22 protein-coding genes are annotated in these 19,536 nt (G+C 69.1%); 18 read left to right on the forward strand and 4 right to left on the reverse strand.

The features are described 5' to 3' along the window. Positions 1–46: 46 nt before the first annotated feature. The gene (locus MTE01_RS15250; RefSeq protein ID WP_141378268.1) at positions 47–1,135 is read right to left on the reverse strand and encodes an enoyl-CoA hydratase/isomerase family protein; all 1,089 of its coding nucleotides are present in this window, start codon (positions 1,133–1,135) and stop codon (positions 47–49) included. Positions 1,136–1,244: 109 nt separating this feature from the next. On the opposite strand from MTE01_RS15250, the gene MTE01_RS15255 reads away from it, so the two are divergent. From MTE01_RS15255 to MTE01_RS15265, 3 genes are all read left to right on the forward strand, one after another. Continuing rightward, positions 1,245–2,531 carry an ABC transporter ATP-binding protein gene (locus tag MTE01_RS15255; protein ID WP_141378269.1) on the forward strand — a complete coding sequence of 429 codons (1,287 nt, stop codon included), beginning with the start codon at positions 1,245–1,247 and terminating at the stop codon, positions 2,529–2,531. Then, a complete protein-coding gene (locus MTE01_RS15260) occupies positions 2,528–3,346 on the forward strand; it encodes an ABC transporter permease subunit (protein ID WP_116239486.1) in 819 nt (272 codons plus the stop codon). Before MTE01_RS15255 ends, MTE01_RS15260 begins: the two co-directional genes overlap by 4 nt. A 76-nt stretch (positions 3,347–3,422) precedes the next feature. After that, on the forward strand, positions 3,423–4,241 hold the full coding sequence (locus tag MTE01_RS15265; protein WP_141378270.1) for a sulfite exporter TauE/SafE family protein: 819 nt from the start codon (positions 3,423–3,425) through the stop codon (positions 4,239–4,241). 167 nt (positions 4,242–4,408) lie between these two features. On the opposite strand, the gene MTE01_RS15270 is transcribed toward MTE01_RS15265, so the two are convergent. Then, positions 4,409–4,798: a hypothetical protein gene (locus tag MTE01_RS15270; protein WP_103208103.1), complete on the reverse strand. Its 390-nt coding sequence runs from the start codon at positions 4,796–4,798 to the stop codon at positions 4,409–4,411. A 120-nt stretch (positions 4,799–4,918) separates the two neighbouring features. Between MTE01_RS15270 and cofG the strand changes: the two genes are divergently transcribed. The 4 genes from cofG to cofC all read left to right on the forward strand — a co-directional run bounded on the left by cofG (position 4,919) and on the right by cofC (position 10,711). Then, complete coding sequence (cofG, locus tag MTE01_RS15275; protein ID WP_141378271.1) at positions 4,919–7,420, forward strand: 7,8-didemethyl-8-hydroxy-5-deazariboflavin synthase CofG; 2,502 nt, start codon at positions 4,919–4,921, stop codon at positions 7,418–7,420. Further along, entirely contained in the window at positions 7,417–8,886 is a 1,470-nt protein-coding gene (locus tag MTE01_RS15280) for a flavin-containing monooxygenase (RefSeq protein ID WP_141378272.1), read from the forward strand. The genes cofG and MTE01_RS15280 overlap by 4 nt, the downstream gene beginning before the upstream one ends. A gap of 18 nt (positions 8,887–8,904) precedes the next feature. Then, complete coding sequence (fgd, locus tag MTE01_RS15285; RefSeq protein ID WP_141378273.1) at positions 8,905–9,915, forward strand: glucose-6-phosphate dehydrogenase (coenzyme-F420); 1,011 nt, start codon at positions 8,905–8,907, stop codon at positions 9,913–9,915. A 160-nt stretch (positions 9,916–10,075) separates the two neighbouring features. Further along, positions 10,076–10,711 carry a 2-phospho-L-lactate guanylyltransferase gene (cofC, locus tag MTE01_RS15290; RefSeq protein WP_103208593.1) on the forward strand — a complete coding sequence of 212 codons (636 nt, stop codon included), beginning with the start codon at positions 10,076–10,078 and terminating at the stop codon, positions 10,709–10,711. Positions 10,712–10,786: 75 nt separating this feature from the next. Here the strand turns inward: cofC and cofD are convergent, their stop codons facing one another. Further along, a complete protein-coding gene (gene cofD, locus MTE01_RS15295) occupies positions 10,787–11,752 on the reverse strand; it encodes a 2-phospho-L-lactate transferase (protein WP_141378274.1) in 966 nt (321 codons plus the stop codon). Between the two features lie 84 nt (positions 11,753–11,836). On the opposite strand from cofD, the gene MTE01_RS15300 reads away from it, so the two are divergent. The 11 genes from MTE01_RS15300 (at position 11,837) to MTE01_RS15350 (ending at position 19,383) form a co-directional block, all read left to right on the forward strand. Next, positions 11,837–12,241: a YbaB/EbfC family nucleoid-associated protein gene (locus MTE01_RS15300; RefSeq protein ID WP_170210723.1), complete on the forward strand. Its 405-nt coding sequence runs from the start codon at positions 11,837–11,839 to the stop codon at positions 12,239–12,241. Between the two features lie 5 nt (positions 12,242–12,246). Further along, complete coding sequence (locus MTE01_RS15305; protein ID WP_141378276.1) at positions 12,247–12,561, forward strand: hypothetical protein; 315 nt, start codon at positions 12,247–12,249, stop codon at positions 12,559–12,561. After that, the gene (locus tag MTE01_RS15310; RefSeq protein WP_141378277.1) at positions 12,558–13,871 is read left to right on the forward strand and encodes a TNT domain-containing protein; all 1,314 of its coding nucleotides are present in this window, start codon (positions 12,558–12,560) and stop codon (positions 13,869–13,871) included. Before MTE01_RS15305 ends, MTE01_RS15310 begins: the two co-directional genes overlap by 4 nt. 1,000 nt (positions 13,872–14,871) lie before the next feature. Beyond that, entirely contained in the window at positions 14,872–15,192 is a 321-nt protein-coding gene (locus tag MTE01_RS15315; protein WP_141378278.1) for a hypothetical protein, read from the forward strand. 370 nt (positions 15,193–15,562) lie between these two features. Next, on the forward strand, positions 15,563–15,964 hold the full coding sequence (locus tag MTE01_RS15320) for a YbaB/EbfC family nucleoid-associated protein (protein ID WP_170210724.1): 402 nt from the start codon (positions 15,563–15,565) through the stop codon (positions 15,962–15,964). 5 nt (positions 15,965–15,969) lie between these two features. Further along, positions 15,970–16,284 carry a hypothetical protein gene (locus MTE01_RS15325; protein ID WP_056224595.1) on the forward strand — a complete coding sequence of 105 codons (315 nt, stop codon included), beginning with the start codon at positions 15,970–15,972 and terminating at the stop codon, positions 16,282–16,284. Then, entirely contained in the window at positions 16,281–17,630 is a 1,350-nt protein-coding gene (locus MTE01_RS15330) for a TNT domain-containing protein (RefSeq protein ID WP_141378280.1), read from the forward strand. Before MTE01_RS15325 ends, MTE01_RS15330 begins: the two co-directional genes overlap by 4 nt. A 2-nt stretch (positions 17,631–17,632) precedes the next feature. After that, positions 17,633–17,980, forward strand: a complete 348-nt coding sequence (locus MTE01_RS15335) for a hypothetical protein (protein ID WP_141378281.1) — start codon at positions 17,633–17,635, stop codon at positions 17,978–17,980. A 38-nt stretch (positions 17,981–18,018) separates the two neighbouring features. Next, a complete protein-coding gene (locus tag MTE01_RS15340) occupies positions 18,019–18,537 on the forward strand; it encodes a hypothetical protein (protein WP_141378282.1) in 519 nt (172 codons plus the stop codon). Beyond that, on the forward strand, positions 18,537–19,097 hold the full coding sequence (locus MTE01_RS15345; RefSeq protein WP_141378283.1) for a hypothetical protein: 561 nt from the start codon (positions 18,537–18,539) through the stop codon (positions 19,095–19,097). Before MTE01_RS15340 ends, MTE01_RS15345 begins: the two co-directional genes overlap by 1 nt. Positions 19,098–19,113: 16 nt before the next feature. Continuing rightward, positions 19,114–19,383 carry a hypothetical protein gene (locus MTE01_RS15350; RefSeq protein WP_141378284.1) on the forward strand — a complete coding sequence of 90 codons (270 nt, stop codon included), beginning with the start codon at positions 19,114–19,116 and terminating at the stop codon, positions 19,381–19,383. On the opposite strand, the gene MTE01_RS17450 is transcribed toward MTE01_RS15350, so the two are convergent. Then, a complete protein-coding gene (locus MTE01_RS17450) occupies positions 19,384–19,515 on the reverse strand; it encodes a hypothetical protein (protein WP_258027907.1) in 132 nt (43 codons plus the stop codon). It lies immediately after the preceding gene. Between the last annotated feature and the right edge of the window lie 21 nt (positions 19,516–19,536).

Consider the following 19,536-nt stretch of genomic DNA (forward strand, 5'->3'; position numbering starts at 1 on the left):
ACTCGGCTCAGCTGTGCAGGATCCGGACGTCGAGTTCACGCCCGCCTCACCACAGCGCGGGCTCGGGCGCGTAGGCGAAGGCCTCGGCGACACGCTCGGCGGGCAGCTCGTCCAGTCGCGCAGGAGACCACGACGGAGAGCGGTCCTTGTCGACGACCTGCGCGCGGATTCCCTCGACGAGGTCGGGCTGCGTGAACGCGAACCACATGACCAGGCCGTACTCCTGCGCGAGCGCCGCCCGCAGCGAGGGCAGCTCGCGCGCCCGGCGGACCGCTTCCAGCGTGAGCGCGACCGCGGTGGGCGCCGACGACGACAGCAGCTCGGCCGTCTCGCGCGCCTCGGCCTCGGGACGTCGACGCAGGCGATCCAGGATGCCGAAAACGTCGTCGGCCGCGAAGGCGTCGTCGACCCATTCCCGGGCGTCCTCGAGTCGCGAACGCTCCGTGGTCTCATCGAAGAGCAGCACCAGCTCGGTGGGGCTGGAGGGGTCGGCGCGGTTCTCGAGGGCTTCGTAGAGCGCCTCGAGGTGCGCGCTCGGCACCAGGTGGTCGGCGAAGCCGGCGTACACCGCGTCAGCGGCATCCATCGTTCCTCCGGTGAGTGCGAGATATTCGCCGAGACGGCCAGGGGCGCGACCCAGCAGCCACGATCCGCCCACGTCGGGGGTGAATCCGATGCGGGTCTCGGGCATGGCGAGCTTCGACCGCTCTGTGACGATGCGGATGGCCGCGTGCCCGGCCAGGCCTATGCCGCCGCCCATACACACACCGTCGGCGATTGCGACCACGGGTTTGCGCGAGATCGCGATGCGATGGTCGAGCGCGTACTCCTCGCGGAAGAAGGCGTGCACGTCGTCGGTGCGGCCGCCCGTCACCATCTCGTGGAGCGCGCGCACGTCGCCGCCGGCGCAGAAACCGCGCTCACCGGCGCCGTCGAGAAGGATGACGTCGACATCGGTGTCGTGCTCCCAGCGGTCGAGCGCGAGGTTCAGCGTGCGGATCATCTCGAGGTCGAGGGCGTTGATGGCATTCGGTCGGTTCAGCGTCAGATGGCCGAGGCCACCGCGCCCCCCGACCAGGACGCTGTCGGCGACGGTGTCGCCCGCGCTGACGTCTTCGGATCGCTGTGCGTGCACGGTGCCACGTTACACAGCCCGTCCACCGTGCCATCGGCTGTGGATAACTGTGTTTTCGCCCCCGGATCGGGGAAGATGGAAAGAACGCTCGCAGAACGAAAGGTGCCGTATGCCCGACGGACAGGTGCTGGAGCTCGCCGGGCTCACCAAACGCTTCGGCTCGGTCTCCGCCGTCGACGATCTCTCCGCCCGCATCGAACCCGGGCAGGTCACCGGCTTCCTCGGTCCCAACGGCGCCGGGAAGACCACCTCACTGCGCATGCTCCTGGGGCTGGTGCGCCCCACCTCGGGCACGGCGACGATCGGCGGCAAGAACTTCAGCGAGCTGTCGTCGCCGCTCCAGACGGTCGGAGCCGCTCTCGAGGCCTCCAGTTTCCACCCGGGCCGTTCCGCGGCGAACCACCTCAAGGTGTACGCCCGCGCCGCGGGCCTGCCGACCTCGCGCATCGACGAGGTGCTGGGCCTCGTGGGGCTCGCCGACGTCGCAGGCCGACGGGTCGGCGGCTTCTCGCTCGGCATGCGCCAGCGCCTCGGACTCGCCACGGCGCTCCTCGGCGACCCCGGGGTCGTGGTGCTCGACGAGCCGTCCAACGGTCTCGACCCCGAAGGCATCCGATGGATGCGCTCGCTGCTGCGCCACCTCGCGGAAGAGGGCCGCACGGTCCTCATCTCCTCGCACCTGCTGGCCGAGGTACAGCAGACGGTCGACGCGCTGCTGATCATCTCGCGCGGCCGCCTGGTGTTCCAGGGCGGTATCGAGGACCTCGCCGACCCCGATGAGTTCGCCACCGTCGTCGACTCCCCCGACCGCGCGGCCCTGTCGCGCGTGCTCGATGAGCGCGGCATCGACTACCAGCTGCTGCGCAACGGCTTCACGATCCGCCACCACGACCCGGTCGAGATCGGCGGACTGGCCGCGGGCGCGGGGATCGCCCTGTCGAACCTGCAGAGCAAGGGGGCGAGCCTCGAAGACATCTTCCTCGAGCTCGTCAGCGGCGTGCGCGTCCACGAGAGCGCGGGCGCGGTTCCTGCGGTCGAACCGGTACCGGATGCCGAGCCCCCGACGCCCCTGACGGGACTCGACGCTTTCCCGGCACCGACCGGTGAGCCCGCGCCGGCCGTGAGCCACGACGCGCTCTCTGCGGAAGCGCCGACCGCCCACGACGACACCCGTCCTTCGACCGCCCTCGTCGCGGTCCTGACCCCTCCGCGCACGTTGCGCACCGAGGCCGAGGCGCCCGAGGCGGGTCCACGCCCGTCGTACGCCGTCGCCTCGACCGGTGTGATCGACATCGTCGCGATCGCCGGGTCCGACGGCCAGGCCGCGGGCCCGCCCGCTAGTCAACCCGACGGACAGCCCGCCGAACAGCCCGCCGCTCAGGAGGTGCAGCGATGAGCCTCGTCGCCGCCACACGCTCGGAGTACACCAAGCAGTTCAGCACCGCCGGTTGGTGGGTGCTCGCGATCGTGCTCGTCGCCTACGTCGGGTTCACCGCCGCGGCCCTCGCCTTCGTGTTCGGCGGGCTCGCCTCGGGCGAGCTCACGGGGGCGAACGGTCCCGCGATGTCGAGCGCCGGCGTTCCGCCTCTCGTCTACAGCTCGGCCACCGCGGTGGGCTACGTCTTCCCGCTGCTCATCGGAACGCTCATGGTCACGACCGAGTTCCGCCACAAGACGCTGACCCCGACGTTCCTGTCGACCCCGCGCCGCGGCGTCGTCCTCGTCGGCAAGTTCGTCGTCGGCATCGTGGTCGGGCTGCTCTACGGCATCCTGGGTTCGATCGCCGCGGTCGCCGCCGGCGCGGGCGTGCTGAGCATCTTCGGTATCGACGCCGAGCTCGGCTCCTCCGACACGTGGGTGCTGATCGGGCGCATGCTGCTGGCGTTCGCGCTCTGGGCCCTGGTCGGCATCGGCGTGGGCACGGTCGTGCGCAATCAGGTCGCCGCGATCGTCATCGTGCTGGCCGTGACCCTGTTCATCGAGCCGATCGTTCGTACCGTCGGCGGGCTCGTCGAGGGCTTCGGCGATGTGGTCAAGTGGTTCCCGAGCGCCGCGAGCGACGCCCTGGTGGGGCAGACGATCTTCGGCACCATGGGCACGGGCAGCAACAGCGCACTCGAGTGGTGGGCCGGGGGGCTCGTGCTGCTGGGGTACGCGGTCGTGTTCCTCCTCATCGGCCTCGTCACCACCTGGCGCCGCGACATCGACTGAGCGGGGCGCACCCGCGACGAGTGCGCTCATCGTCCCCGCATTTGGCCGGCTGCTCCGGGGTCGGTGAGAATCAACCGTGCTCGATGGACCGGTGATCGCCGAGTGGCTCCCCGTCTCGGTGGCCGCCCTCGTGCTGCTGTTGATCGCCGCGGGAGTCGCCGGCTGGGTCGACGCGGTGGTCGGCGGAGGCGGGCTCATCCAACTTCCCGCGCTCGTCATCGCCGTCCCGAAAGACGTCGCGACGCCATTCATCCTCGGCACGAACAAGCTGTCGTCGTTCTTCGGAACGCTCTCGGCGAGCTGGGTGTACCTGCGCAAGATCAGGGTGCAGCTCGTCCTGTTGATCCCCCTCGTGGCGGGGGCGTATGCGGGTTCCACCGCCGGCGCCGCGCTCTCGCGGTTCGTCCCCCGCGAGGTGCTGACCCCGATCGTTCTCGTGGCCGTGATCGCGGTCGCGCTGTACACCCTGCTCAAGCCCCGGATGGGCCTTCACCACGAACCGCGCCATGACAAAGCGGTGGCCATCGCCTGGCGGGCGGCGGCGATCGGTCTCGCGGTGGGGTTCTACGACGGCATCCTGGGTCCGGGCACCGGCTCGTTCTTCGTCATCCTCATCGTGAGCGTGCTGGGGTATGGCTTCTTGCAGGCGAGCGTCAACGCCAAGATCGCCAACCTCACCACCAACCTCGCCGCCCTCGCCGTGTACGGCGTGCACGGCGAGATCCTGCTCGTGCTGGGATTCGCGATGGCGGCGATGAACATCACCGGAGGCTTCATCGGTGCCCACATGGCGACCCGACGCGGCAGCGGCTTCGTGCGGATCGTGTTCCTCGTGACGCTGTCGATCCTCATCGTCAAGCTGGCGTGGGACACCGTGGTGCAGTTCACGTCCTAGCGCTGGCTCGCGGAAGCCGCGTCTCAGGCGTCGTGGTACCCGTTGAGTGTCCAAAACACCCGGGCGCTTGAGAAATTCGTCCGGGTGTTTTGGACACTCAACGAGCGGAGGGGGGCGCGGGTGCCGGCGGGCGACAGCCCGAGCGTGGGCGCGGGCCCGCGCGGGCGTCAGCGGACGATGTCGGCGACGTTCTCGGGTTCGGATGCCACGTCGAGACGCAACGCCTTGAGCAGCGCGACCCCGTGCTTCGTCGTCAGCACCAGGCGCTCGAACTCGTCGTGGCCCGAGAGGTCGATGACGACACTGGGCTTGCGGCCTCGGATGATCACGAAGTCATTGCCCCCGGCCGACTTCCAGGTACCCGCGCCCACCGCGACCGGCAGGTTGATGCCGGGGTTCGGCACGCCGCGGATCCAGGTCCACGCGTCGTCGGTGAGCTGCACCCGTTCGATGTGCTCGCGGGGGACGACGATGTTGCTCTTGCGGAAAGACATCGCACGCTCGGTCGGCGAGAGCACGACCTCGAGCTGCGTCGAGTCGAGCAGCAGGGTCACCATGCCTTCCATCCTGCCAGCGTCCGGCGGCACCGACGGGCCCCTCACCTCACAGGAGCGCAACGATCGCGCGGGGTCCGCCGCCGCGACCCGGATGTGGGAGCCACGGGATAGCCTGGACAGATGAGCACGGGCAGTGTTGCGCCGCGAGTCGCACCGGCCCGAGGCGCCTCGATCGACGACCTTCTGGCAGCGATCTCGGCGGGTCACCGCCCCGACGTCGACGAGACCGAGGTCCTGCTGGCCGCCCCGCTCCCCGCGCTCTTCCGCGTCGCCTCGGCGTTGCGCGACGAGGGTCTCGATCGCGCCGGACGCCCCCGCGTCATCACGTACTCGCGCAAGGTCTTCGTGCCGCTCACGACTCTCTGCCGCGACCGGTGCCACTACTGCATCTTCGTCGACACCCCCGGTCAGCTCGCTCTGCTGCGCAAGCCCGCGTACATGAGTCCCGACCAGGTGCTCGCCGTCGTGCGCCAGGGCCAGGCCCTCGGCTGCAAAGAAGCACTGCTCACGCTCGGCGACCGCCCCGAAGAGCGCTGGCCCGAAGCGCGCGCCTGGCTCGATGAGCACGGTTTCGCCTCGACCATCGACTACGTCGCCCACGTGGCCCGGCTCATCACCGCCGAGACCGGCATGCTCGTGCACGCCAACCCCGGCGTCATGCACCCCGACGAGCTCGCTGCGCTCCGCCCGGTGTCGCCATCGATGGGCATGATGCTCGAGACCACCTCGCGGCGCCTGTACGAAGAACCCGGACAGGTGCACTTCGGCTCCCCCGACAAAGACCCGGCGCTACGCCTGAAGGTCATCGACGACGCCGGGGTCGCCGGCATCCCGTTCACGACCGGCATCCTCGTGGGCATCGGCGAAACCGTGCGCGACCGTGCCGAGTCGCTCGTCGCCCTGCGCGAGATCGACGATCGCCACGGTCACGTGCAAGAGGTCATCGTGCAGAACTTCCGCGCCAAGCCTCGCACGGCCATGCAGGGCGCACCGGATGCCGACATGCACGACTACCTGGCGGCGGTCGCCGTCGCACGGCTCGTGTTCGGCGCCGACATGCGCATCCAGGTCCCGCCGAACCTCTCCGACCCGCGCGAGCTGGGGCTGCTGATCGAGGCGGGTATCGACGACTGGGGCGGAGTCTCGCCCCTCACCGCCGACCACGTGAACCCCGAGCGCCCGTGGCCGCAGATCGACGACCTCGCCGCCCAGACGGCGACCCGCGGTTTCGTCCTGCGGGAGCGTCTCACCGCGCACCACGAGTACGTCGTCGATGCCGCGCGCTGGATCGACCCGGCGCTGCACGAGCCGGTTCGAGCGTTGGCGGATGCCACAGGGCTCGCGGCCGACGTGATCCCGCGGGGGACGAATCCCCGTGCGACGAGCACGGATGACGCCTCGACGGGAGGAGATTCTGCAGAGGGAGGACCCCTCTCCGCCGAGGCATCCTCCCGTCGCGGATTCTCCTCCGCTCACGGGGGCGCCTCCGGCCGCGACCCCGGCGTGAAGCGGCTGGCCGAGCGGGCGGCATCCCGAGCCTCCGATCTCGACGACGACGACTGGGTACGACTCCTGCGCGCCGAAGGCGCTGAGCTCGACGAGCTCACCGCGGCCGCCGACGACGCCCGCCGGTACACCGTCGGCGAACCCGTGACCCTCGTGCAGAACCGCAACCTCACCTCGACGGGGTTCCGACGCGGCGGCCGCACGAGCATCGGCGAGTTCGACCTCGAGGACGCAGCGGAGATCGCCGCCGACGCCGCGGCCCTCGGTGCCACCGAGATCTGCATCCAGGGCTCGCTCGTGCCCGCCGAAGATCCCGGTGCCTACCTGGACCTCGTACGCACGGTGAAGCGCGCAGCTCCCGGCATCCACGTCCACGCCTATCGCCCCGCCGATGTCCGTGACCTGGCCGAGCGCGGTGGTCTCGGTCTCGACGGCGCCCTCACCGCGATGCGCGAGGCCGGGGTCGACACCGTTCCCGGTACGGGCGTGAAGATCCTCGACGAGCGCGTGCGCGCCCTCGTCGCACCGCTCGACCTCGAGATCGACAGGTGGATCGAGGGGATCACCGCGGCTCACCGCTCGGGGTTCCGCTCCACCTCCGTGCTGTTCTACGGCCACGTCGAGACCGCCGGGGAGCGCATCGCGCACCTGCGACGCCTGCGCGAGATCCAGGCCGAGACGGGCGGCTTCGCGGAGTTCGTGCCGATCCCCCTGCCCGGCGGCGATGTCGCGCTGGTCGAAGGCCGTAGCCCGGTCGACGAGCACCGCGCGATGGTCGCCGTGTCGCGACTCGCCCTGTCGGGGAGCATCTCGCACGTGCAGATCCCGTGGACCCGCGTCGGGCGCGAGACGGCCGCCGTGCTGCTGCGCTCCGGCGGAGACGACCTGGGCGGAACGCTCTACGACGGACGCGTCCTGCCCGATACCGGTATCGAGCAGGGACGCGAACTGCCGGTCTCCGTGGCCGAGCGCGTCGCGCGAAGCCTCATGCGTCCCTTCCGGCTGCGGACGACGGACTATCGGGTGGCGGTGGCGCTGCCCGACCCGTCCGCCCCGTACATCGAAACGAGCGGGGCCACCCGCTTCTCCCTCCCCTCCGACGGGCCGCGCACGTGAGGATCCTCGACGCCGCGATCGTCGGGGCAGGGTTCGCCGGCCTGGCCATGGCCGGCACCCTCCGCCGCGCCGGACGTGACGACTTCGTCGTGCTCGAACGCGCCGACGACGTGGGCGGCACGTGGCGCGACAACACCTACCCGGGTGTCGCCTGCGACGTGCCGGCACACCTGTACAGCCTGGCCGCCCACCCGAACGCGCGATGGTCGCGCACCTTCGCCCCCGGCGGCGAGATCCAGGCGTACCTGCGCGGCGTCGCCGAGCGCGAGGCCCTGGGCGATCGACTGCGGCTGCGGACCCCGATGCTCGGAGCGCGGTGGGATGCCGACGACGCGGTGTGGCGCATCGACACCGGTGCCGAGGCGCTCGTCGCCCGCTCCCTCGTCCTCGCGTGCGGTCGCCTGACCGAGCCGAACGTCCCCGCCATCGCCGGGCTCGAGTCGTTTCCCGGGCCGCTGTTCCACTCGGCCCGATGGGATCACGACGTCGACCTCACCGGCAGGCGGGTCGCGGTGGTGGGTACCGGCGCGAGCGCCGTGCAGCTCGTGCCCGAACTCGCCCGCACCGCCGCCCACGTCACCCTCTTCCAGCGCACCCCCGCGTGGATCGTTCCGCGCGGAGGCGGCGACATCCCGCCCGCCGAGCGCGAGCGTCTCGCCGACAACCCGGGCGCTCTCGCACGCCTGCGCGCGCGGCTGTACGCCGAGGGTGAGGGGCGTTTCGCGTCGCGCTCCGGTGACGCCGTGGCATCCATCGCCGCCCGTGACCTCGCACTGCGCCACCTGCACGCGCAGGTCGCCGACCTCGGGCTGCGCGCGGCGCTCACCCCCGACTACGCCTTCGGGTGCAAGCGCGTGCTGCTGTCGGACGCGTTCTACCCCGCGGTCGCCTCGGACGCCGTCACTCTCGAGCCGACGGCCCTCTCGCGCGTCGACGGCTCCACGCTCACCGCCGCCGGCGGAGCGACTTACGAGGCCGACGCGCTCGTGCTCGCCACCGGATTCGCCGCCGCCCAACAGCCCTACGCCGATCTCGTCCACGGTGAGGATGAGCCCCTCGCCGCGCACTGGTCGGAGGGCATGACCTCGTTCGGGTCGACTGTCGTCGCGGGTTTCCCGAACCTCTTCGTCCTCAACGGCCCCAATGCCAGCCTCGGGCACAACTCCGCGGTGCTCATGGCCGAGGAGCAGGCCGCGTACGTCGTGCGGGCGCTCGCCGAGCGTGATCGTCGTCCCGACCGGGTGCTGCGCGTCCGCCCCGAGGCCGAGGCGGACTACACCGACGAGATCGCCGCCGCCGCGGCATCCACCCCCTGGATGACCGGCGGATGCCGCAACTGGTACGTCGACGAGCGCTCGGGGCGGCTGACCCTGCTGTGGCCGGGCACCGTCCAGGCGTTCCACGAGCGGCTCGCCGGCACCGACGGTTCGGAATTCGAACCCGCGCACAGCCCCGTGCGCGGCTGATCCCCAAGGAGACAGTTCATGAGCGTTCCGCTGAGATTCGGTTACAAGGCCTCGAGCGAGCAGTTCGGGCCGAACGAGCTGCTCGAGTTCGGCGTGCTCGCCGAGAAGGTGGGCTTCGACTCCGTCTTCCTCTCCGACCATCTGCAGCCGTGGATGCACGACGGCGGCCACGCCCCCAACGCCCTCCCCTGGCTCGGCGCCCTCGGCGCGCGCACCGAGCGCGTCATCATCGGAACGTCGGTGCTGACCCCCACGTTCCGCTACCACCCGGGCGTCATCGCGCAGGTGTTCGCGACCCTCGGCGTGATGTATCCCGGCCGCGTGGTGCTCGGTGTCGGCACCGGAGAGGCGTTGAACGAGGTCACCCTCGGTCTCGAGTGGCCCGAGCCGCCGGAGCGCTTCCAGCGACTGAAGGAAGCCATCACGATCATCAACGAACTGTGGGCGGGCGAGCGCGTCACCTACGAGGGCGCGTACTACTCGGTCAAGGACGCCACGATCTACGACCGCCCCGAGCAGAAGGTGCCGATCTACATCGGCGCCTCGGGCCCCGCCGCCACGCGCCTGGCCGGTCGCATCGCCGAGGGCTACATCACCACGAGCGGCAAGGACCCCGAGCTCTACACCGAGAAACTCCTCCCCGCCCTCGACGACGGCCTGTCGAAAGCCGGCCGCTCACGCGACGACGTCGACACCCTCATGGAGGTGAAGGTGTCGTACCACCCCGATCACGACACCGCGATGGAGAAGACACGCTTCTGGGCGCCGCTCGCCCTCACCGCCGAAGAGAAGATGAGCGTCCACGACCCCATCGAGATGCAACGGCTCGCGAACGAACTGCCGATCGAGCGGGCGGCGTCGCGCTTCATCGTCTCGACCGACCCCGACGAGCACGTCGAGCGCATCGCGCAGTACGTCGACCTCGGCTTCCGCCACCTCGTGTTCCACGACCCGGGCCACGACCAGGAGGAGTTCCTGCGCATGTACGGCGAGGAGATCCTCCCGCGCCTGCGCAAGCGCTTCGCCTGAGGCGGGCAGCGCGGGCTGGGCGGGAGTGCTGGGCGCTGAAGTCGGGGCGGGGCGCGGCATCCGCACCGGCACCGTTCACCGAGATGACCCGCGTGCACGTTTCGCGGCACCCCGCCACCCCCGAGCGGAAATGTCGGGGGTTCGGCACACAATGGAGGCGATGAGCACCCCTGACACCTCCGGCTGGACGATCATCGTGCCGGTGAAGCCCGCCGCGGTCGGCAAGACGCGTCTCACCGACGTCGGCACCGACCGCGAGGCGCTCGCGCGCGCCATCGCGCTCGACACCATCGCGGCAGCAGCCGCGGCCGACCTCGTATCGCGCGTCATCGTCGTCACCGACGACGAGGGCGTCCGCGCCGAGTTCCGGCGGTCCCGCACCGTCGAGGTCGTGCCCGAGGGCGACACCCGCGGCCTCGACGCCGCCATTGCTCTGGGGGCAGCCATCGCAGGTGTTGGTTCGCCCCGCGCCGCCCTGCTCGGCGACGTGCCCGCCCTGCGGCCCGCCGATCTCGACGCCGCGCTCGAGCTCGCGGCATCCGTTGAGCGGGGTCTGGTCCCGGATGCCGAGACCACCGGCTCCACCCTGATCACCGCTCGCGCGGGAGCCGTGTGGGTCTCGGCCTTCGGCCGCGACTCGGCCGCCCGTCACCGCCTGCTCGGCTGCACCGACCTCGCCGTCGCGCGCGACTCGACGCTGCACCGCGACGTCGACACCGCCGCGCAGCTGTCCGAGGCCGTGGCGCTGGGTGTGGGCCCGCGCACGTCGGCCGTGCTGGCGGCGGCTGCGGCCTGAGTGCCGCGCGACGCGGGAGCGCCCGGCACTCGAATTCGGTGCGATTCTCCGATTCCGCGGCCGTCTGAGCTTGTGTCAGGCCCCCAGCGCCGCCTCGGTGATCGCTGCCGACGACTCCTCGTCGCGCATCCACAGCGGCGCCACCACGGCCGGGATTCCCGCCGCCTCGACCTCGGGCGCCGCGGCCGCATCCTCTTCGGCCACCAGCCACGCGTCGAGCACGCCGCCCGCCGACCGCGCGCCGTAGTGCCGCGCGACAGCCGCGGCCGAGGTCTCGACCCCGATCGCCGTCAGGCACACGTCGGCCATGCCGCGCACGACCCGCCCGCCGATGATCGGCGAGACGCCGACGACTTTCGCCGACGTCTCCCGCACGGCATCCCGAATCCCAGGCACAGCCAGGATCGGCCCGATGGACACGACGGGGTTCGACGGCGCGATGAGCACCACGTCCGCCGACGCGATGGCATCCGTCACGCCCGGCGCGGGTGCGGCATCCGCTATCCCCGGGTTCTCGAAGGCGAGCGGGGTGAGCTTCGCCCGGTGGCGCGTCCACCACTCCTGGAAGTGCAGACGCCCGCCGTCTTCGAGCAGCACGTGCGTGTCGACCTCGCTGTCGGTCATGGGAAGCATCCGGATGCCGAGCGGCCACCGTTCCGCCATGCGCGCGAGCACCTGGGTCGGGGTGTGTCCGTCACGAAGCCACCCGGTGCGGGCCAGGTGGGTGCCGAGGTCGAGGTCGCCGAGCGTGAACCACGGCCAGCCCGCGCCCCACGCCTGGAGTTCTTCGTTGACGCGCTCGGTGTCGCCCGCGCGACCCCAGCCGCGCTCGGTGTCGTTCACCCCGGCGAGGGCGTAGGTGATCGAGTCGACGTCGGGCTGCAACCGCACGCCCGAGAGCCACAGGTCGTCTCCCGTGTTGACGACGACGGTGGCCTCGGGAGCGTTCAGCCGGCGAAGGGCGGCGCGGACGCCGAGGGTGAACTTCGACCCCCCGACTCCACCGGCGAGCACGACGACACGGGGCTGGGAGAGAAGCATTGGTTCAGTCTTTCACCCGCGGGGCGGATGAAATTGTTCACATGGTGCTGCTCGCTCATGAGGAGAACGACTACGCTCGCGGGGGTGACAGACCTCTTCTCTTCGGGTGAAGCCGAGGCGGCCATCGCCCGGATCGAGCAGCAGGTGGCCGAAGCGCAGGTTCGGGCAGCCCAGGCGCAACAGGTGCAGGCCGACATCGACGCCGTCCGCGCGTCGGCGACGTCGCCGCGTCGGGAGATAACCGTGACCGTGGATGCCGCGGGTCGACTGGCCGGCATCCGCCTCGCCGACGCGGCTTACGACCTGCGCACCGACGCGTTGGAGCAGTTGATCGTGGAGACGGCCGGGCGGGCCCAACGTCTCGCCGGCGAGCAGGCGTTGGAGATCTCGCGCGCCGCTTTCGGTGCGGACTCGCCGATCGTCGAGCGGCTCGCGGGAGAGATCGATCGCGAGCCGCCGTCCGCACCGCCCGCCGGATTCCGGGTCTGAGTCCGATGGCCGATCGCATCGCCATCGATGCCGAGCTGATCAGCTCGCACGCGTCTCGGCTGGGTGCCGTGGCATCCGATATCTCCGTCGCCCGCGACGCGGGTTCCTCGGGCGGGCTGAACGCGGAAGCCTTCGGCGTTCTGTGCTCGTTCCTCGTTCCACCCGCCACGATGGTCGCGGACGCCGCACGGTCGATGATCGGCGCCGCCGAAGACATGGTGCGACGCTCGGCGACCGAGATTGTGGGGGTGGGAAGCGACATGGAGGCTTACGAGCAGAAGGTGCTCGAGACCGTCCGGGCACTGGAGGCGGGCCTGTGAGCAACGCCCTGATCGCCGGCCCCGTCGACACCGCGACGCCGTTCAGCGGGGCGGGTCTGCTCGATTCCGGGACTCAACTCGTCGCGTCGATCGAGTCAGGCAACTGGGTCGAGGGCGGGCTTGCAGCGTTCGGAGCGGTGGCCGACACCGTCGCCGCCGTGATGGACCCTCTCGGCTCGCTGATCGCCGCGGGCCTGGGCTGGCTGATCGATCACTTCGAGCCCATCAAGGGCTGGTTCAACGACCTGACCGGCGACGCCGGAGCGGTCGCCGGCTTCGCGCAGACATGGACCAACGTCCAGAACCAGCTCGACGCTTCCGCCGACTACCTTGAGCGCGTCATCACCGACCTCGACGACATGGCCGGCGAGGCGATCGAGGCATATCGCCGGTTCCAGGCCGACGCTGCCGCCCACATCCGCGCCTCCGCGTCATGGGCCGGAGCCATGTCGACCGGCCTGCAGATCGCGTCGACCATCGTGCAGGTCGTTCACGACCTCGTGCGCGACATCCTGTCGCAGCTCGTGGGCTCGGCGATCTCGTGGGCCACACAGGCCGTGGTCACCGTCGGCATCGCCACCCCCTGGATCATCGCGCAGGTGTCGTCGCGCGTAGCGAGCTGGACCGCGAAGATCAGCTCCAAGCTCACCGGTCTGCTGCGCTCGTGCGGCAAGCTCGGGGATCTGCTGACGGAGCTGCGGGCGCTAATGGCTCAGGTCGCCGAGAAGTTCTCCGCAGTGCTCGACAAGGGGAAGACCGCAGTTCATAACGCGAAAGAAGCCGTTGTCGCCCTACCGGGTGTGCGTCGGCTGGACCCACGTCGAGACCAGCTTGTGAGTGATATGAAACAGTGGGCGGCAAATGCGCATCTGCCTGACTACAGACCATTCGGGAACCTCGACGGAAATTCGTTCATCGATACTCACTTGCGGCGCTTCACTCGAGAGGGTCACGCGGATTGGAGATGGCCAGAATCAAACGGCTTCGATACCTCGCTCCCCATAGACCCGGCCAGCACGGTACTCAGCAAGAACGATACGATAACGCGCCTTACTCCGGCTCCGATCCTGAAGGACATCGGTGAGTACGCGTCCCCTCCGGGCACAGCATTCGTTACTCAAAGCCTCCCACCAGATCGCCTCGCACCAAGCTTCAAAACACACGAGCTCATCGTCCTCAAGGAACTCCCCGAGGAAGTCAAAGTGGGGAACATTCAAGCAGACTTCCAGCAGCCCGGCGGAGGGACTCAATTCTATTTTCCTGGCGGAATATCGAAGTGGATTGAAGCCGGCTACTTGAAGCCGAAGTAGGAAAGAGCGAATAGTGGATTACGAAAAATTGAAAGAACTCGTGAGAGAGAGAGTGGGCGTCGAGGGGGTGCCGCGGATCATTTCCTTAGCTCATGACGGCAAGCCAATCCCTACGGTCATCTGTCTCGTGAAGCATGAGGGCGGACGATTCACTGCCACGCGGGGTGACCTACGGACTATAGCGCGCCCTGTCCTCAACGAGGCGGGGGAGGAACTGACGTTCGCCAGCGAGGCGGATGCCTGCGCGTGGGCGTGGCAAGATCTCGAGCCCGGACTGGGCGTGACGCCTACATATTCACCGGAGGAGGAGCGAGAATCACTCGCAAGTGGAGATAGACAGCGCGCGCGGCGGGAACAGCGTCTTCGGGAGTGGAAGGCCGCGAGCGGAGCCATCTCCGACTGAAAATACCGCCCAGACGGTCGCATGCCTCAGGCCGAGGATCAAGCAAGGCCACTGCCTGCCGCCCGCTGGCCTTGCCGACCGCGGGGCGGAATTTTGTCGATACACATCTCCGGGGTTTCTATGAGAACGGATACCCGGAGTGGACATGGCCGCCTGATGGCGGGTTCGACACCTCGCGGCCAATAAGACCCGCATCGGAAGTTCTTTCCGAAGGGAAATGATCACCCGAATATCACCTGCCAGGCCAGAGGAAGACACAGGAAAGTTTGCTTCCCCTGCGTCGGTCACGTTCCAGGAACGCAGCATTCCCCCGGAATGCCTGTCGCCGGCTTCTCCTCGTATACCCTGAAGGTGGACAAGGAGCTTCACACCCGAGAGCCACAGGTCGTCGCCCGTGTTAACGACGACGGTGGCCTCGGGAGCGTTTCAGTCGGCGAAGGGCGGCGCGGACGCCGAGGGTGAACTTCGCCCCCCGACTCCACCGGCGAGCACGACGACACGGGGCGGGGGAGGAAGCATTGGTTCAGTCTTCCACCCCGACCTGGCGTGCTCACCCGTCGGTTTTACCGGTGATGGGCCCGGGGTACGATCGCCCGCATGACCGAGGCTGCCCGCGCCGTTGACCAGACGGTGATCAGCGACGCCTTGGTGCGCTATATCGGTGAGGGGCGTTCACCCATGCCGGTCGACGACCCTTCGTCAGTGATCACGACATGTCCGCGCGAGGCGCTCTCTCTGCAGCAGGAGATCCGCCGGATTCTGGCAGTTTCTGAAGCGATCACCCTTCATGACGTGGGCCCGTTCGACCAGTCGCTGCGGCACCGGCTGCATGCGCGCATCCAGGAGCTTTTTCCTGGACTGTCGGGAGACGCGGTCAGGGCCATCGGCTGGCGCTGGGGCTTCCTCAATCTGCGCTGACCGGTTCGGTCGAGGCGTGATGAGCGGCGCAGCCAGCCTCAGACAGAAACGTGAAAGGAGTTGTGTATGGGCAATGATCTTGGATGCCAGATCTGTCTGTCGCACTCCGAAAAGCCGTATCAACCGCGATTTGTCCTCGCCACGTCTCCGTCCGACCTGTTGTATCGGTGTGACTTCTGCCGGACGTGGTGGATCGGAACGCAGCGCTACCAGAACCCCGTGTCACCGGATGCCGCTCGAGCGGCATTCCCCGAAGCGCGCATAGAAGACTGAAACACCTCACCCAGATGGCGCCAGCACGAACGGCGCGAAAATGAAAGTTCTCACATCTTTGACCCAGGTCATGGACTTGAGGGCTACGATCACCCGAGTGACAGACCTCTTCTCCTCTCGTGAAGCCGAGGCGGCCATCGCCCGGATCGAGCAGCAGGTGGCCGAAGCGCAGGTTCGGGCAGCGCAGGCGCAGCAGGTGCAGGCGGACATCGACGCGGTCCGCGCTTCGGCGACCTCTCCGCGTCGCGAGGTCACGGTGACCGTCGACGCAGCGGGTCGACTGGCCGGTATCCGCCTCGCCGATGCGGCGTACGAGCTGCGTCCCGATGCGCTGGAGCAACTGATCGTCGAGACCGCCGGGCGCGCTCAGGTGCTGGCGGGTGAACAGGCTCTGGAGATCACGCGGGTCGCGTTCGGCGCTGATTCCCCGATCGTCGGTCACCTCGCGGGCGAGCTCGATCGTGAGCCCCCGTCTCAGCCCATGGGCTTCCGGGTCTGACGCGCGTGGCCGATCGCATCGCCGTCGACTCCGAGCTCATCGGCTCGCACGCCTCGCGGCTGAGCGCCGTGGCATCCGACATCTCCGTCGCCCGTGACGCGGGATCGTCCGGCGGATTGAACGCCGAGGCGTTCGGGGTGCTGTGCTCGTTCCTCGTGCCGCCCGCGACGATGGTGGCCGACGCCGCGCGGTCGTTGATCGGTGCCGCCGAAGACATGGTGCGCCGCTCCGCCACCGAGATCGTCGGCGTCGGCAGCGACATGGACGCGTACGAGCAGAAGGTGCTCGAGTCGATCCGCGCGTTGGAGACGGGCCTGTGAGCAACGCGCTCGTCGCCGGTCCGGTCGACACGGCGACGCCGTTCAGCGGTGCCGGCCTCCTCGATTCCGGGACCCAGTTGGCATCCGCCATCGAGTCCGGCAACTGGGTCGAGGGCGGCCTCGCGGCCTTCAGCACCGTCGTCGACACCGTCGCCACCGCCATCGACCCCCTCGGATCGCTCATCGCCGCCGGCCTCGGGTGGCTCATCGACCACTTCGAGCCGATCAAAGGCTGGTTCAACGACCTGACCGGAGACGCCGGCGCCGTCGCCGGGTTCTCGCAGACGTGGACCAACGTCCAGAACCAGCTCAACAGCTCCGCCGACTACCTCGACCGCGTCGTCAGCGACCTCGACGACATGGCCGGCGAAGCGATCGAAGCCTACCGCCGCTTCCAGACCGACGCCGCCGCCCACATCCGCGCGTCGGGCCAATGGGCGGGCGCCATGGCCACCGGACTGCAGATCGCCTCGACCATCGTCCAGGTCGTCCACGACCTCGTCCGCGACATCCTTTCGCAGCTCGTCGGTTCGGCGATCTCGTGGGCCACCGAAGCCGTCGTCACCGTGGGCCTCGCCACCCCCTGGATCATCAGCCAGGTCTCTTCCCGCGTTGCGAGCTGGACCGCCAAGATCAGCGGCAAGCTCACCGGCCTGCTGCGCTCGTGCGGCAAGCTCGGGGACCTGTTGAACGAGTTGCGGGCGCTGATGAGCAAGGGGGCGAGTCTCCTCGAGAAGGTGCCCCGCCGTGCCGCCGGCGGCAGGCCCGCCGCCGACGCGCCTTCCGCACACCCGCACGAGCCGACCTCGCCGCTTCCCGATCCGCCGCCGGTCGCCCGGAATCCATCGGATCACCTCGGTCCCTCGGAAGTCACCGACGCAACCCCGGGGCACACCAACATCCCCGATTCATATCAGCGCTTCGGCGACCTCTCGGAGTCTGAGTTCGTTGAGAAGTACTGGAACCCTGAAAGCGTCAACTACGACAAATCGACGGGCGGATGGCGCTACCCGCCGGATGACGGGTTCGACCTGTCGGCGGGGAGGGCCCCGAAGGAAGTCGACCTCCCCGAGGGCTACATCATGGACCGCTACGGCGAGCCGTACGGTAGATACACGTCGCCTTCGGGCACGCCGTTCCCGGAGCGAGCGATCCCGCCGGACTCGGTCGGTCAGCCTTATTTCCAGTACCGGGTGACCAAGCCCTTCGACGAAGAGTCCGGGATGCCGCGCGCCGGTGCCATCGCGCCATGGTTCGAGCAGCCCGGTGGAGGCGTTCAGTTCCACCTCCCGAAGCCCGTCCAGTGGCTTGAGGAACACGGGTACCTCACGAAAGTCGAGAATTGAGCATGCAAGACCTGACATTCGAGCAGTTGTGCGGTCTGCTCCGCGATGAGTTCGGCTCTGCTCCCATCTCGAGCCCTCAACACCCACGCGTGGGCGACGGCGATCCTGTTACCGGTGATCTGATCCTCCGGGAAGACGGGCCGTCCTCCTTCGCGGTTGGGGCGCAGGATCGTGGCCAGTGGTCTGAACTGGCGCGTTTCGCATCGGAGTCGGAGGCGTGCGCCTTCATCCTCGAACAAGTACGCAGGACGCATCGCCCGGGGGTGCGCCTGACTCCCGGAGAGAAGGCAGAATCCGAACGCGTCACGCGCAACTTCGACGACGAATTGCGCCGGTCGCTGGGGCTGTAGCCGCACCGCTGACGAACACGCACGAAACACGAGCACTCATGTTCGATCCCGCAGAAGCGGCGACGCGCTTCCTGCAAGCGCTCGAGAAGCTACCGACTTACACAGGAATCGTGTTCCACGGACTCCCCTCGGTCCCGCAGCTCGCGCCTGCTCGATGGACCCGTGGCGTCACCGCCACCAGTAAAGACCCGCGGATCGCGACCGAGAACTTTTCCACGCCTGCGATTGCCGCCATCGTCAGCCGTACCGGACGCGACATCGCGGCGTTCTCCGCGCATCCCGCGGAGCAGGAGGTGGTTCTTCCCCCGGAGGTCGTCCTCCTCGAGGTGGCCCACACCCGTCTCCCGGACGGTCGTCCGGTGGTCATCGTCGAGCAACTGGCGGAGCCGGACCCGAGGGCTGATCTCCCTCCGACTCTCGATGCCCTTGTCGCCGCCGTGCATGAGCTTTTGCAGCTGGCACAGGCTGGTGAGCCGTCAACCATCACCACCCCGGGCAAGTTCGTGGAGCCATTCTTCTTCCTCGACGAAGAGAGCGGCGCCCACACCGAGTCCTAATGCGATCTTTCTCCGCCCGCATTCACGACCCGGAGCAGCCGAAACCCCTCGGCTGCCCCGCGTGCCTCGACCTGGCGATGCGCGAAGGTCAGCCCGCCTTCATCGTCGCGACGTCACCCGACGATCTCCTGTACCGGTGCGACTACTGCCAGACCTGGTGGACCGCCAACAGCAGGTTCCGCAATCCCGCCACGGTCGCCGACGCCCAGGCGCGCTTCCCCGAACAGCGCATCGCGTCCTCGCCCGCCGTCGACGACGCACAGCTGAGCGAGGCGATCGTGCTCTTCACCGGATGGGGCGCGACGCCGGAACCCATCGACGACGTCGCCCGCGTGGCGGCGCGATTCCCGAAAGAGTTCCCGGCGCTCGAGCCGGTCCTGGCCGCGTTCGTCCGTGGTTCCACATCGATCGTCTTCCACGAGGTGGCGCCCTCCGACGACGGGCTCCTCGGCCGGGTCCGGGCACGTCTGAGACTCATCATGCCCCGCCTTTGCGATGATGCACTGGACGCCCTCACCTGGCGCTGGCCCTTCGTGGTGCCGCAGACCTCTTCGTTCTAGACCGCTCGTAAGACCCATGACCCTCGACACCGCCCTCACCGCCTACATTTGGGCCGACGGCTCCGCCGTCCCCGGCCGGCATCCCGAGTCCGTCCCCGATCGAGCCCTCCGCGCCCGTGTCGAGGGCCTGATCGAGCGAATGGATGCCGTGACCCCCGGCGCCGACGCCACGGATCTCGCCGCGTGGGCCGACCGCACCGTCCGCGCGCTCGTGGCCGAGCGCGATGACGTCGGTGAAGCCGGCATCCGGGCCCTCTCGGCCCTGCTCAGCTGGACCTGGCGCTGATCAGACCTGACCGCGCGGGCACGGCTGCCAGGTCGCACGACGGCGCCGCGGGGCCATCGATGTCGGCCACCAGGCCACGAATCGCGAGAACAGCTGCGAGAAGGCGGACGGCGCGGGGCGTGCGGGGAGCATGACTCCAGCCTCTCGACCGGG

It is taken from the genome of Microbacterium testaceum (assembly GCF_006539145.1).
GTDB classification, from domain to species: Bacteria; Actinomycetota; Actinomycetes; order Actinomycetales; family Microbacteriaceae; genus Microbacterium; species Microbacterium testaceum.